Annotated in this window: 8 protein-coding genes; 5 read left to right on the forward strand and 3 right to left on the reverse strand. The window is 65.2% G+C overall.

Annotation, left to right across the window (positions count from 1 at the left end):
• Both htpX and NKI05_RS17610 read left to right on the forward strand, forming a co-directional pair.
• A complete protein-coding gene (gene htpX / locus NKI05_RS17605) occupies window positions 1-1026 on the forward strand; it encodes a zinc metalloprotease HtpX (RefSeq protein WP_023726115.1) in 1026 nt (341 codons plus the stop codon).
• Complete coding sequence (locus NKI05_RS17610) at window positions 1017-2402, forward strand: RsmB/NOP family class I SAM-dependent RNA methyltransferase (protein WP_023815285.1); 1386 nt, start codon at window positions 1017-1019, stop codon at window positions 2400-2402. The genes htpX and NKI05_RS17610 overlap by 10 nt, the downstream gene beginning before the upstream one ends.
• Before the next feature lie 19 nt (window positions 2403-2421).
• On the opposite strand, the gene NKI05_RS17615 is transcribed toward NKI05_RS17610, so the two are convergent.
• Complete coding sequence (locus tag NKI05_RS17615; protein ID WP_245261834.1) at window positions 2422-3336, reverse strand: phytanoyl-CoA dioxygenase family protein; 915 nt, start codon at window positions 3334-3336, stop codon at window positions 2422-2424.
• Between the two features lie 99 nt (window positions 3337-3435).
• Between NKI05_RS17615 and NKI05_RS17620 the strand changes: the two genes are divergently transcribed.
• The 3 genes from NKI05_RS17620 (at window position 3436) to purH (ending at window position 7953) form a co-directional block, all read left to right on the forward strand.
• Window positions 3436-4293, forward strand: a complete 858-nt coding sequence (locus NKI05_RS17620; RefSeq protein WP_502898762.1) for a helix-turn-helix transcriptional regulator — start codon at window positions 3436-3438, stop codon at window positions 4291-4293.
• A gap of 217 nt (window positions 4294-4510) precedes the next feature.
• On the forward strand, window positions 4511-6235 hold the full coding sequence (locus NKI05_RS17625; RefSeq protein WP_023742197.1) for a heparinase II/III family protein: 1725 nt from the start codon (window positions 4511-4513) through the stop codon (window positions 6233-6235).
• 101 nt (window positions 6236-6336) lie between these two features.
• On the forward strand, window positions 6337-7953 hold the full coding sequence (purH, locus tag NKI05_RS17630) for a bifunctional phosphoribosylaminoimidazolecarboxamide formyltransferase/IMP cyclohydrolase (RefSeq protein WP_023815288.1): 1617 nt from the start codon (window positions 6337-6339) through the stop codon (window positions 7951-7953).
• Between the two features lie 44 nt (window positions 7954-7997).
• Here purH and NKI05_RS17635 read toward each other — a convergent pair whose 3' ends face one another.
• A complete protein-coding gene (locus NKI05_RS17635) occupies window positions 7998-9377 on the reverse strand; it encodes an MFS transporter (protein WP_023726112.1) in 1380 nt (459 codons plus the stop codon).
• Window positions 9378-9639: 262 nt separating this feature from the next.
• The gene (locus tag NKI05_RS17640; RefSeq protein ID WP_023806395.1) at window positions 9640-14430 is read right to left on the reverse strand and encodes an NAD-glutamate dehydrogenase; all 4791 of its coding nucleotides are present in this window, start codon (window positions 14428-14430) and stop codon (window positions 9640-9642) included.
• Window positions 14431-14511: the final 81 nt, after the last annotated feature.

Below are 14511 nucleotides of genomic sequence, written 5' to 3' on the forward strand. Positions count from 1 at the left end.
ATGAGCACGCTACGCACCACCATGCTTCTGGCCGCGATGACGGCGCTGTTCATGGGCGTCGGTTTTCTGATCGGCGGCACCGGCGGCATGATGATCGCCTTCCTGGTCGCCGCGGGCACCAATCTGTTCAGCTACTGGAATGCCGACAAGATGGTGCTGTCGATGAACCACGCCGTCGAGGTCGATGCCAGGAACGCGCCCGAATTCCACGCCATCGTCGAGGCGTTGGCCAAGCAGGCCGGCCTGCCGATGCCCAAGACCTATCTGATCGACAATCCGCAGCCGAACGCCTTCGCCACCGGCCGCAATCCCGAGAACGCCGCGGTCGCGGCCTCGACCGGGCTGCTGGAGCGCCTGTCGCATGAGGAGGTGGCGGCAGTCATGGCGCATGAGCTGGCCCACATCCAGCATCGAGACACGCTGACCATGACCATTGTCGCGACACTCGCCGGCGCCATCTCGATGCTCGGCAATTTCGCCTTCTTCTTCGGCGGCAGCCGCGACAACAACAACCCGTTCGGCTTTGTCGGCGTGCTGGTGGCGATGCTGGTCGCGCCCTTCGCCGCCATGATCGTGCAGATGGCGGTCAGCCGCACCCGCGAATACGAGGCCGACCGGCGCGGCGCCGAAATCGTTGGAAATCCGCTTTGGCTGGCATCAGCGCTTGACAAGATCGCCCGCGGCGCCGAACGCATCCGCAACCCGGATGCCGAACGCAATCCCGCGACCGCGCATCTCTTCATCATCAATCCTCTTCACGGCGAGCGAATGGACAGCCTGTTTTCGACCCACCCGAACACCGACAACCGCATCGCCGCGCTGCAGGCGATGGCGCGCGACATGGCAGGCCGCCAGCCGGCGCCGCGCCAGGCGCCGACGCCAGAGCCGATCGAAGAATTGCCGGCCGATGCCGAGCAAGGTCCGTGGGGTAAGGCAGCACGCCCCACGCAGCCGACCAAACCGGCCAAGCCGAAAGCCAATCCGTGGGGCCGCAATCCGACCGGACCCAAAGGTCCGTGGTCGTGAGCGGCGCCAGATCCCGGCCCGCACATTCAGGCGATCGCGAAAACAGCTCGGACGAATTCGTCGCCGGCCTCGCCGCGCGCAAGGCCGCGGCGCGGCTGCTGGCCGCCGTTATCGACGCCAAAACGCCGCTCGACGGGCTGACGGACCACGAGAACGGCCACCCGCAATACAAGGTGCTCGACCTGCGCGACCGCGGCCTGGTGCGCGCCATACTGGTGACCGCGCTGCGCTACCGCATGACCATTGCCGGGCTCCTCGCCCGCCGCCTTGAAAAGCCGCTGCCGCCCAACGCCACAGCGCTGTCGCAAATCCTGCATGTTGCGGCGGCGCAGATCCTGTTCCTCGACATCCCCGACAGCGCCGCCGTCGATTTGGCTGTGACCCACGCCAAGTCGGACCCACGCACGCAGCGCTTTTCCGGCCTCGTCAACGGCGTGCTGCGCACTTTGGTGCGCGCCAAGGAAACCGAACTGCCGGCAGCTCTTGCCGCCACCGATGAGGCGCCAAAATGGTTCTCCGATCGCCTGAAAGCTGCCTATGGCCCTGAGATGACCAGACAGATCCTGGCGGCGCATCGCGTTGAGGCGCCGGTGGATTTCACGGTCAAGGCCGATCCCGAACTGTGGGCCGAAAAGCTCGGCGGCATCGTGCTGCCGACCGGCACGGTGCGAGTGGAAAAGCTCAGCGCCTCCGTCACCGAACTGCCGGGCTTCAGCGAAGGCGCATGGTGGGTCCAGGACGCCGCCGCCAGTTTTCCGGCGCGGCTGTTCGGCGATGTCAAAGGATTACGCGTCGCCGACCTCTGCGCCGCCCCCGGCGGCAAGACCGCTCAGCTTATCCTTGCCGGCGCCAAAGTCACCGCCGTGGACACCTCGAAGAACCGGCTGGCGCGGCTGACGCAGAACCTCGAACGGCTCGCGCTGTCCGCCGAGATCGTGCAGGCCGATCTGCTGAAATACCAGCCGGCGGAGCTTTTCGACGCCGTCCTGCTCGACGCGCCCTGCTCTTCCACAGGCACGGTTCGGCGCCACCCCGACGTGCCATGGACCAAGACGGCAGCCGACGTCGAAAAGCTAGCCGATCTGCAAGCAAAGCTGCTCGCCCGCGCCGTCACTTTGGTCAAACCGGGCGGCCGGATTGTTTTTTCCAACTGTTCGCTGGACCCGATCGAAGGCGAGGATCTGTATCGCGCCTTTCTGGCCGGCAACAAGACCGTCGCCGACGATCCGCTGCAGCCCGGCGAAATCGCCGGCATCGACGCCTTCCTGACCCCGCAAGGCACGCTGCGCACCACACCCGCCGATCTTGACCGTGGTTCGCCAGGGGTTTCCGGCCTGGACGGCTTCTTTGCCGCCCGCATGCGATGTCTGGCCTGACTCCGACGCGACGACATGCCTAAAGCATGTCGTCCAAGGACCAGTGCTTCCCCCACCTTGCATCGATCTCATCATCGACATTCTGGTAGCGGATATCGGTGGAGAGCCGGATACGCCCCTCCGCGCTCTGGTTGGTTGTCGAGGCGTGGATCATATAGGGCGAGTGGAGGACGACATCGCCGGCCTCGAAATCCGCGATCAGCCAGCGTGTATCGAACCGCTCCGCCATGTCGGGCAGGTCCTTCGACACCCAGCCGCCCTCGCTCATGTTCCGGTTGTAGGCGCTGATGCGCTCCTGCGGGCTCAGCCCGGCATTGTCCCTGGCGAACCGGGCCTCCATGTCGAGGCCGATGGCGTGCGATCCCTCGAGATAGATCAGGCCGCCCATGTCGACGGGAACGTCGCCGATCGGGATCCAGGCAGTGACGATGCGGCTGGTGCCGCCGCGCAGATAGACGAGGTCGTAATGCGCCGGCGTCGCCACAGTGGTGCCCGGTTGGGTGAAACGCATGATCTTGCGCTTGTGCAAATAGGACAGCCCGCCGACGAACGCATCCATCAGCCGGGCCATCAGGGGCTGTGCGCAGAACCCTTCATAGGCGGTGGAGCGAACCAGCGCCATCAACCGGCGATCGGCGAACTGACGGTCGAACGTGCCGGCCGCCGCCAGGCCAAGCGCGGGATCGGACCCGGGCTGCAGCAAGCCGGTGTCGGCCAGATACGAAAACACCCAGCCGCGAAAATCGATGACGTCGCGGCGCGGCAGCATACCTTTCAGCCAGACATAGCCTTGCTCGGCAAGGAGGCCTCGAATGGCATCGATGCCGATCCCGGCGTCGGTTGGCACGAGATGACCCAACCGGTTCGGCGCCATCGATAATGTCTTGCCGTTGGCGTTCAGATCGATTGACGCAACAGGACTCCGTCGTTGCATGCCACCTGTTGAGCTTGACATTTCAGCCACCTGCGATTTTCCATCCTTAGCTGGAAATGCCATACTGTTTGCACACTCGCCCATGGACAGAACGAAGCCATGGACTTTTCGCTCATGAACGATCTCCCTTACGCACTCTACAGATCCGCACCGGCCGCGGCCGGCGGCCTGTCGGTTACAGGGATTGGTCGGCATCGCGTCACGCAGGCGATCCAAGCGCGCAAATTGCCTGAATTCGCCGTGGTGCTGATTGAGAACGGTCAAGGCTGGCTTGAAACCAGGACTGCCGGCATGCAGACGATCCAAGCGCCGGCCCTGTTCTGGCTGCTTGCCGGGAGGATGCATTCCTACGGGCCGGACGCATCGGGCTGGCTCGAACGCTGGGCGCTCTTCGACGGGGCCTTGATACGCGATTTCACCCGGCTGCGGCTGATCGCCGAGGACGCCCCTGTCGTCCCCTTGCGCGACCTCGGCAAAATGCAGCGGCTGTTCGACAGGCTGCATAGTGAGCTGTCGCTCGATACGATGCTGAGCCAGGCAGAAGCCGCCGCCACGATGCATCGCATCGTCGTGCGTGCTGCCCGCCAGGCAATGGATTGGAACAACCGTCAACGAAACCCCAGCCTCCAGGATGCCGCCGACATGCAGCCCATCGTCGACGAATTGCGCCGCTGCGCGTGCGACCCGGTCGATCTCGATGCCTTCGCCGCGAAATTCTCGATGTCGCCGGCAACCTTGCGGCGCAGATTTGCGCGGGCAGCCGGCATGTCGCCCAAGGCCTTCCAACTGCGCACGAGGCTCGACCGCGCCAAACAGATGCTGGCCGCCTCCGATTCGCCCATCGAGTCCATTGCGGCCGCCGTCGGCATCCACGACGCCTTCTATTTCTCCCGTCTGTTTCGCGACCGCGAAAACTGTTCGCCCAGCGAATTTCGGTCTCGCCACAACCGCAAGTGAGTGCCGGATTGCCGGGCTTAAGCCCGCGAAGCGCTTGACTTTTTTCGGGGTGGGTCGGTGGCCGGCAGCGTGAGGCGCTTCACGTCGGCGGAATTCGACTTCGCATAAGTTCTTGAATCATATAAGCTTGTGCTGGGGTACCGGAACATGATGCCGAAACCTGCGACGCGGTTTTCGGACGACAGCATGCTCTAGCTCCAGGCGACGAGGAGGGGTTTTGGCACTGGCTGCCGGCAGCACGACACGTCTGTGGACGCTTGTCGCTAAGGAGTTTTGGCGCAAGACGCGCCGGCGCCTTCGCGCAGGGCCAGTCTATCGCTGGCGCTATTCCGGGCGCACGCCCGAACGCGTCCTGATCGCACCGCCCGACCTCAGGCTCGCCGATCCGCAGATCGCGCTCGAGATTTATTATGGCCGCTATCCGCTGTCGGGACATCTGGTCGAGACCGGCGGCAAATCACCATTCCAGATCGACGTCGCCAACCGCGGCTGGGTGAAGACGCTGCACGGTTTCCGTTGGCTGCGCCATATGCGCGCCGCCGGCACCGAGCTGGCCGCCGCCAATGCACGCGCGCTTGTCTCCGACTGGATCGCCATGCATGGCAACCAGATTTCCGGCATAGCCTGGGAGCCCGGCACCACCGCCAAGCGAGTCATTGCCTGGTTGCAACACTCCTCGGTTGTCCTACAAGGGGCCGAATTTCCGTTCTATCGCGCCTTCCTGAAATCGCTCGCCGTGCAGATCCGCTATCTCCGCTCGATGGCGCGCGAGATGCCGGACGGCAAGGACAGGCTGCGCGCTCGTATCGCGCTTGCCTTCGCCGCGCTGTCGCTGCCGGCGCCGGCCTCGGCACTGCGCGGCGCCACCCGCAGCCTGGCGGAAGAACTCGACCGCCAGATCCTTCCCGATGGCGGCCATATTTCGCGCAACCCGATGGCGGTGCTCGAATTGCTCGCCGATCTCCTGCCGCTGCGTCAGACCTATGCCAATCAGGCCGAAACGCCACCGGCCGCCCTGATGGGCGCCATCGACCGCATGCTGCCGGCGCTGCGCTTCTTCCGCCATCAGGATGGCAGCCTCGCCCGCTTCAACGGCATGGGCGCCACCATCCACGACCGTATAGCCACCATCTTGCGCCACGACGACACCGCCGGCGCGCCGCTGCTGCACGCGCCGCATTCCGGCTATGAGCGCCTGTCGATGGGCGGCGTGACGGTGATTGCCGATACCGGCCCGTCGCCGGCCGTCGATGTGTCCAACGCCGCGCATGCCGGGTGCCTGGCCTTCGAACTCTCGTCCGGTCGCCAGCATTATATCGTCAATGCCGGCATCGACACCTATGGCGCCGCCGAGTTCCGGCCGCTGGCCCGTGCCACCGCGGCGCATTCGACCGCCACCATCAACGACACCTCGTCGGCGCGGTTTTCCCATTCGCTGCGCGTCAACGACCTGCTCGGCTCACCCTTGCTCGGCGGCCCGCAGCATGTGCCTTGCAAGCGCATCGACCAGAAGGGCACGCAAGGCTTCATCGCCCGCCATGACGGCTATATGCAGCGCTTTGGCTTCCTGCATGAGCGCGAGCTGAAACTGTCGAGCGAGGCCAATGTGCTCGCCGGCAGGGATCGCTTCCTCCGCCCGGGCGGTGCGGCGATCCGCAACAATGGCCGCGACTTCGTCGTGGTGCGCTTCCACATCCACCCTGATATCAACCTTTTGCAGGACGAGCATGACCGCCTGGTGCTGACCGCCGACCAGGCCGACACCTGGGTGTTCACCTGCACCGAAGTGGTGCCGGAGGTCGAGGAATCGATCTATTTCGCCGGCCTTGGCGGCCCGCGCCGCAGCCGCCAGATCGTGCTCGCCTTCAAGGCCTCGGAGATCGCCGAGGTGCATTGGCAGCTGACACGCACCGGCATCGCCGGCTATCCCGAGAACAGCTGAGCGTCGTTGCCGGGCTTGATCAAGCTTCCGGCTTGATTTCCTGACCTCATGTGCTACGGCCCGGCAACGCTCTCCAATCAGCCCTGAAAGGCCGCCAGCCCATGGCCGTCGCCGCCAAGAACATTCCGGCACCCGACCTCGTTCCGGTCCGCCGCGCCCTGCTTTCGGTCTTCGACAAGACCGGCCTGATCGACTTCGCCAAAGGGCTGGTCGCGGCCGGCGTCGAGCTGGTGTCGACCGGAGGCACGGCAAAGGCGATCGCCGAAGCTGGCCTTGCCGTGCGCGACGTTTCCGAACTGACCGGCTTTCCCGAGATCATGGACGGCCGCGTCAAGACGCTGCACCCGTCGGTGCACGGCGCGCTGCTCGGCGTGCGCGACGATCCCGAACACGCCAAGGCGATGCACGATCACGGTATCGAGCCGATCGATCTGCTCGTCTCCAATCTCTACCCGTTCGAGGAGGTCCGCCGCTCCGGCGCCAACTATGCCGCTGTTGTCGAGAACATCGACATTGGCGGCCCGGCGATGATCCGCGCCTCGGCCAAGAACCACGCCTATGTCGCCATCGTCACCGATCCCGGCGATTATGCCTCGGTGCTGAACGCGCTGGAGATGAACATCGGCTCGCTGTCGCTGGATTTCCGCCAGAAGCTGGCGGCCAAGGCCTTTGCCCGCACCGCCAGCTACGACGCGGCGATCTCCGGCTGGTTCGCCGAAACGCTTGAGATCGAGCACCCGACCTGGCGCGCCTTCGGCGGCAGGCTGGAAAGCGTCATGCGCTATGGCGAGAACCCGCATCAGAGCGCCGGCTTCTATGTCAATGGCGACAAGCGGCCGGGGGTCGCCACGGCTCGCCAGTTGCAGGGCAAGCAGCTGTCCTACAACAACATCAACGACACCGATGCCGCCTTCGAGCTGGTCGGCGAGTTCGACCCCAACCGCTGCGCCGCCGTTGCCATCATCAAGCACGCCAACCCGTGCGGCGTCGCCGAGGACGCTTCGCTGGCTGCTGCCTATGCGAGAGCGCTGGCCTGCGACCCGGTTTCGGCCTTTGGCGGTATCGTTGCCATGAACCGCATCCTCGATACCGAAGCGGCTCAGGAGATCGTAAAAACCTTCACCGAGGTGATCATTGCGCCGGACGCGTCGGAGGACGCTGTCCGCATCATCGCCGCCAAAAAGAATTTGCGACTGCTGGTCACCGGCGGTCTGCCCGATCCGCACGCCGGCGGCATCACTGTGAAATCCGTCGCTGGCGGCATGCTCGTCCAGGGCCGCGACAACGCGGTGGTCGACGATCTCGAGCTCAAGGTGGTGACCAGGCGCGCGCCGACGGCGGCCGAGATGGCCGACCTCAAATTCGCTTTCCGCATCGCCAAGCACGTCAAGTCGAACGCCATCGTTTACGCCAAGGACGGCGCCACGGTTGGCATCGGCGCCGGCCAGATGAGCCGCGTCGATTCCTCGCGCATCGCCGCCCGCAAGGCGCTCGACGCGGCGGAAGCAGCTGGCCTCGCGGAGCCGTTGACCAAGGGCTCGGTGGTCGCCTCCGACGCTTTCTTCCCTTTCGCCGACGGGCTGATCTCAGCCATCGAAGCCGGCGCCACTGCCGTCATCCAGCCCGGTGGTTCAATGCGCGACGAAGACGTCATCGCCGCTGCCGACGCGCATGGCATCGCCATGGTGTTTACCGGCGTGAGGCATTTCAGGCATTGAGCGCCTCTGCCTTTTCCCACAAGGGGAGAAGGAAAAGTGCGGCGCTATTCCACCGGCTGATCCGCCGGGTACGGCGTCCAGATCAATATCGCGATCCCCACGCCCAGGAACAGCACGATGGCCGCCATGCCGAGCCGCGCCGAGCCGCTGGCGAGCGTGATCGACGCCACCATGAACGGCGCCAGGAAACTCGTCGCCCTTCCGGCCAGCGCATAGATGCCGAAATAGCGGCCGGATTCGGCTGCGGTCACGCTGCGCGCCATGTAGGAGCGTGACGACGCCTGCACCGGTCCGAACGCCAGCCCGATCAGCAGGCCATAGAAAACGTAGGCCTTTTCCGCCGCCGTGCCGAACAGGCCGCCACTATCGGCTCCCGGCATCATCCAGGCGCCGAACAACGTGTAGCCTGGCCCGGTCGAAACGATGCCGATGGTGGCGATGCTGAGCAGGGCGAGCGAAATCATCACGATGGTCTTGGAGCCAAGCGCGGTGTCCAGCCATGCGGCAACCAGGCAGCCGACGATGGCGACGACGTTGAGGATGATGCCGAACATGCCGATCTCGGTGATCGACCAGTGGAACATCGCTGCCGCAAAGGTGCCGCCCAAAGCGAGCAGCGCATTGACGCCGTCCTGATAAATCATGCGGGCGACAAGGAAGCGGAAGATGCCTTTGCGCCGGCGCACTTCAGTCAGCGTCGACTTCAGTTCCGACAGCCCCTCGTGCACCGCCGGCCCGATCGGAATGCCTTTGATGGCGTCCGGCGTAAAGAAGAACATCGGCAGGATGAACAGGAAATACCAGCCAGCCGACAGCGGCCCGGTGGCGCGCGCGTCCTCGCCGAGTTTCGGGTCGAGCCCAAAGAGCGGGTCGACCCCGATGATCGTCTTGCCGGTCTCCGGCGAAGCCGCCAGACAAGCGACGACAAAGATCAGCGCGATCATGCCGCCGAGATAACCAAGGCCCCAGGCAATGTTGGAGACGTGGCCGATCTCGCTCTTCGGCACCAGGCGCGGCATCATCGAATCATTGAACACGGTCGAGAATTCCGCCGCGACCGAAGCGAGAGAAAAGAACAGCACCACCAGGAAAAGATTCGAGCCGGGAGCGGCAAACCATAGCAGGCAAAGGCTGATGATTTTGATCGAGGCGAAGAACGCAATCCACGGCTTGCGCGGCCCGGTCTGGTCGGCAATCGAGCCGAGGATGGGCGACAAAACGGCAATGACCAGGCCCGCAACAGCGATGCCGTAGCCCCAGGCCGCCTGGCCTGAGACCGGATCGCTCGCCATGCGCGAGACGAAATAAGGGCCGAAGATGAAGGTGGTGACGACGGTGAAAAACGGCTGCGCCGCCCAGTCGAAGAACATCCACCCCCAGATGCCGCGTCCCGATGCCCGCTGCACTGCATCTACCGCCGCCATGATGATTCCCCCGGACACCGCGCTTGTCGGACGCCATGTCTGCATGTTTCGAATGCTCATGCAAACCGCCAAAGATTCGCGCTGCCCCTCACCTGGATGTCGCCGCTGTCTACCTGCATAGAGACGCGAAGAAAGGCGCCGCGCCCCTACCTCCCCCTTGTGGCGAGGTCGGACCGAAGGTCCGGGTGGGGGTCGGTGCCGCACCCCACCCCGCTGCTTCGCAGCGACCCTCCCCACAAGGGGGAGGGTAAAGTCCCGAGCCTCACATCCCCGTCAGATCGCTCATCAGCCCCGAAGCCACCGACAGCCTGGACACGGTGATATCCCCGCCTTCGGTCAGCGCTTGCAGCCGCTCGCGAATGCGCGCCACGCGCTCGCCGCCGGCTTCCAGCCAGGCCGCCACAGGATCCGCCGTCCCGGTATGGCTGGCGAGAGCCGCCACCGCGATGCCGCGCCGCGCCGCGCCGATCGTGTCGGTGGCGCGCGACAGCGCCAGCTGGTCGTAATAGTCCGACGGCGTGATAGAACGCGCCGCCTCTTCGACGCGCGGAATGCGGAAGGCATCGCTGACGGCGAAGAACGCCTTGGCCGAGGCGACGACGTCGGCATTGGCCGTGCGCGCCGTCAGTGCGATGTCGGGGATCAGTCCCGCCACATCGGCCATTGCCAGCTGCCCGGCGAGCTTTTCCGGGGCGCCGGCCTTGAAGAGGCCGTGCCGCCGCTCCTCGACCCGCTCGCGCGAGAAGGCCGGTAGCAGCGAGAGCAGCTTCGGCTCCAGCGCCATGCGCGCCTCTTGCAGTTCGGCAATGCGCTGGCCGAGCGCTGCGGTGCCGGCATCGTTCTTCAGGTACCAGCCGCTGGTCACGAAGATAAGCCGGCTGACGGACTGGTAGAGATCGAGCTGCGCCTGGCCGTCGATGTGGCTGTCCAGCGCATCGATCTCCCGATAGAGCGCCGGCAGGGCGAAGCCGTCGCGCACCACGGCGAAGGTGCGCACCACGTCGGCCGCGCTGCGCCCCGTGGCTTCCTGCAGCCGGTTGACGAATGACGGTCCGCCGCGATTGACGAGATCGTTGGCGACGACGCGGGCGATGATTTCGCGGCGCAGCCGGTGGCCATGGATCTCGGCCGCGTATTTCTTCGCCATCCGATCGGGGAAATAGCCCATCAGGTCGCGGTCGAAATGCGCGTCGTCCGGCACGTCGCTGGCGACGATGTCGGAAAACAGCACGATCTTGGCATAGGCGAGCAGCACGCCAAGCTCCGCCCGGGTCAGCGGCTCGCCACGCGCCTCGCGCTCGGCAAGGGCGGCCGGCGACGGCAGCGTCTCGACAGCGCGGTCGAGCAGGCCCCGAGCCTCCAGCGCCGCCATGAACCGGCTCTGGTGCGCGATGTCGGCAAGGCCGCGCTTGCGGGCGATGGAGAGCGCCAGCGTCTGTTCGTAATTGTTGGACAGCACGAGGCCGGCGACCTCGTCGGTCATCTCGGCCAGCAGCTTGTTGCGCGCCGGCCGGGTCAGCGACCCCTTGCGCATGGCGGACGCCAGCGCGATCTTGATGTTGACCTCGACGTCGGAGCAGTTGACGCCGCCGGAATTGTCGATGGCATCGGAGTTGCAGCGACCGCCATTCATGCCGAATTCGATGCGGGCACGCTGCGTGACGCCGAGATTGGCGCCCTCACCGATCACTTTGGCCCGCACATCGAGCGCGGTGATGCGGATGGCGTCATTGGCGCGGTCGCCGACTTCGGCATTGGTTTCGCCCGAGGCCCGTAAATACGTGCCGATGCCGCCGAACCACAACAGATCGACATTCGCCTTGAGGATGGCGGTCATGATCTCGGCCGGTGTCGCGGTGGTCTTGGCGAGGCCAATCGCCGCCGCCGCTGCCGCAGGCAGCGTGATCGACTTCTGGCTGCGCGAGACGATGACGCCGCCTTCCGACAGCTTGGTCTTGTCATAGTCCTGCCAGGACGAACGCGGCAGCGCGAACATGCGCTCGCGCTCGGCCATCGACGCCACTCTGTCTGGATCGGGATCGATGAAGATGTCGCGATGGTCGAAGGCGGCGATCAGCCTGGTCTGCGGCGACAGCAGCATGCCGTTGCCGAACACGTCGCCCGACATGTCGCCGACGCCGACGACGGTGAAGGGGGTGGTCTGGATGTCGCGGTTGATCTCGCGGAAATGCCGCTTGACCGCTTCCCAGGCGCCCTTGGCGGTGATGCCCATCTTCTTGTGGTCGTAACCGGCCGAGCCGCCGCTGGCGAAGGCGTCGTCGAGCCAGAAGCCGTGGCTTTCGCTGATGGCGTTGGCGGTGTCGGAAAAGGTCGCCGTGCCCTTGTCGGCGGCGACGACGAAATAGGGATCGTCGGGGTCGCGCCTGACAACGCCGGCCGGCGGGATGACACCGTCCAGCCCGATATTGTCGGTAATCGACAACAGGCTGGAAACGAAATTCTTGTAGGCCGAGGTGCCGGCCTCGAAGATGGCGTCGCGGCCGGCGCTCATCGGCAGCTTCTTCGGATAGAAGCCGCCCTTGGCGCCGACCGGCACGATGACGGCGTTCTTGACCTGCTGCGCCTTGACCAGGCCGAGCACCTCGGTGCGGTAATCCTGGGCGCGGTCCGACCAGCGCAGGCCGCCGCGCGCAACCGGGCCGAAGCGCAGATGCACGCCTTCGACCTCGGAACCATAGACGAAGATCTCGCGCCACGGCCGCGGCGCTGGCAATCCTTCGACCGCCTGCGAGTCCAGCTTGATCGCCAGCGACTGGCCCCGCGCCTTCGTTCCCGCAACGAAATGGTTGGTGCGCAACGAGGCTTCGATCAGGTTGAGATAGCGGCGGATGATCGTGTCGTCATCAATGTTAGGGACTTCCTCCAGCGCGTCCTTGATCTTGGCCTTGAGGTGCTTGGCGGCGATCACGCCTTCCGTCTCGGCGGTCGGGCCGAGACGAGCGACGAACAGCGCATGCAGGCCGCGCGCAATGTCGGGATAGCGGTTGAGCGCGGCCGCGATGAAATCCTGGCTCTGCGGGATACCGGCTTGCTGCAGGTAGCGGCCATAGGCGCGCAGAATGCTGACTTCGCCCGACCACAGGCCGGCGGTCTGGGCAAGCCCGTTATAGCTGTCATTGTCGATGTCGCCGCGCCAGACCGACAGGAACGCGTCCTCGAACAGCGCGCCGCCATCGCTGAGGTCGATCGGCTTGCCGTAGCTGTTCTCCAGTTCCATGTCGTGGACGAAGACGGTGTCGCCGCCGTCCTCGCCAACTTCGAAGGTGCGCTCGCTGATGACGCGGAAGCCGATGTTTTCCAGCACCGGCACGCGACGCGACAGCGCTACCGGGCTGCCGTGGTGGTAGATCTTCAGCGCTGCCTGATGCGGTTTCTGCTCGGCATGGCGGTAATAGTCGATGGCGATCGGGTTGGCGGTGCTGATGCCGGCGATGCGCCCCGCATCCTTCAGCGCGACGGCCGCGCTGAAGGAATCGCGATAGCTCTCAGGCAGACGCGCGGCGATCGCCTTCAGCGATGGATCGCCGCCGACGGCTTCCGCGGCTTCGGCCAGCGCGTCGTCCCAGGTTCGCACGATGTCGCGGATCGCCGCTTCGATCACCGCCTGCTCGACCTTCGGCGTCTTGCCGCCGGAGCGGCCGATGATGAAATGCACACGCGCCAGCCCGCCCTCGGGGAAAGCCGGATAGTAAGCCGACAAACGGCCCTCGAAGACGGTCTTGAGATAGGTGCCGATCTTCTCGCGCACGACGCTGTCATAGCGGTCGCGCGGCACGAAGACGAGGATCGAGACGAAGCGGTCGAACTGGTCGGCGCGCACCAGCGCCCGCACCCGCGGCCGCTCGACCAGGCCGAGAATGGCCGCGGCGTGCTTCTTCAGGATCGGCACCGGCACCTGGAACAGTTCGTCGCGCGGATAGCTCTCCAGAACGTTGATCAGTGCCTTGCCGGAATGGTCGTGCCGGTCAAAGCCGGACTTGGCGATGATGGTCTCGGCCTTTGACCTCAGATACGGGATTTTCATCACCGAGCGCGTGTAGGCAGTCGAGGTGAACAGGCCGACCATGCGCAACTCGCCGGCAAGCGTGCCCTTGGCGGTGTAGGTTTTGACGCCGATATAATCGAGATAAATGCGGCGGTGCACCAGCGACTTGGCGTTGGCCTTGGTGACGATCAGCGGCTCCGGCCCATGCAGGAAGGCGCGGATTTCGGGCGTCGTCGTCACCGCCTCGGTGCCGCGCCGGAGCACCAGCACATCCGGGTCGGCGAGGATGCCGAGACCGGGTTTGTCGGCGCGCTCTAGATTGCCGCTCTCCGCGCCACCGGAATATTTGAACTCGCGCATGCCAAGGAAAGTGAAATTGTCGTCGCGCAGCCATTCAAGGAAGGCGATGGCCTCGGCAACGCTCTTCTTGTCGAGCGGCACGGCGGAATAGCGGAATTCGGAAATCGCCTGGTCGAGACGGGCGAGCATCGGCTTCCAGTCGCTGACGGCGGCGCGCACCTGGTTGAGCATCTTGCGCAGGCGGTCGGCCAGCGCGTCGGCCTGCTCCGCCGTCAGGCGCGGAATATGGACATGGACGACGCTCAGCCGGTCGTGATTGCCATCGTCCTTGAGGGCGCTGCCGTCGCCGAGGATCTCGTCGACGCCGGCCTTGCCGTGACGCACGACGATGACCGGATGGGTGACCAAAGTCGGTTCGCCGGCAGTTTCTGTGATCTCGCCGAGGATCGAATCGAACAGGAACGGCATGTTGTCGTTGACGACGGTGATGATCGTCATCGGGCGGCCCTCGCGGGAGACGCCCGACCCGGCATCGACGGCGACGACACTTTGGCCCTTCTTGTGGGCGGCGACCGCACGTCCTGCCAGGTCGGCGGCGCGCTCCAGGTCGGCGGCGTCATAGGCGGCAATGTCTTCGGCCGGCGCGCGGGCCAGCAGATAGTCGGCGAGCCTGGCCGGCTTCCCGTCGGGTTTCACCCCGGCAGTGGCTGTTTTCTTCGGCTTAGCTGCGGATTTCACGCTCGCCATGTTGTCCTCCCGTCACATGCTTTTACGACTATGGTAGCAGATGACCGCTGTTTGGCGACAAAGGTTTGACGGCTCGATAAG

The organism is Mesorhizobium sp. M0771 (genome assembly GCF_040320155.1).
Taxonomy (GTDB): Bacteria; Pseudomonadota; Alphaproteobacteria; order Rhizobiales; family Rhizobiaceae; genus Mesorhizobium.

Bases quoted from the DNA above. Each gene is read 5' to 3' on its own strand.
- htpX (WP_023726115.1), top strand. From the start codon at position 1: ATGAGCACGCTACGCACCACCATGCTTCTGGCCGCGATGACGGCGCTG.
- NKI05_RS17635 (WP_023726112.1), bottom strand. From the start codon at position 9,377: ATGGCGGCGGTAGATGCAGTGCAGCGGGCATCGGGACGCGGCATCTGG.
- purH (WP_023815288.1), top strand. From the start codon at position 6,337: ATGGCCGTCGCCGCCAAGAACATTCCGGCACCCGACCTCGTTCCGGTC.
- NKI05_RS17615 (WP_245261834.1), bottom strand. From the start codon at position 3,336: ATGCAACGACGGAGTCCTGTTGCGTCAATCGATCTGAACGCCAACGGC.
- NKI05_RS17620 (WP_502898762.1), top strand. From the start codon at position 3,436: ATGGACTTTTCGCTCATGAACGATCTCCCTTACGCACTCTACAGATCC.
- NKI05_RS17640 (WP_023806395.1), bottom strand. From the start codon at position 14,430: ATGGCGAGCGTGAAATCCGCAGCTAAGCCGAAGAAAACAGCCACTGCC.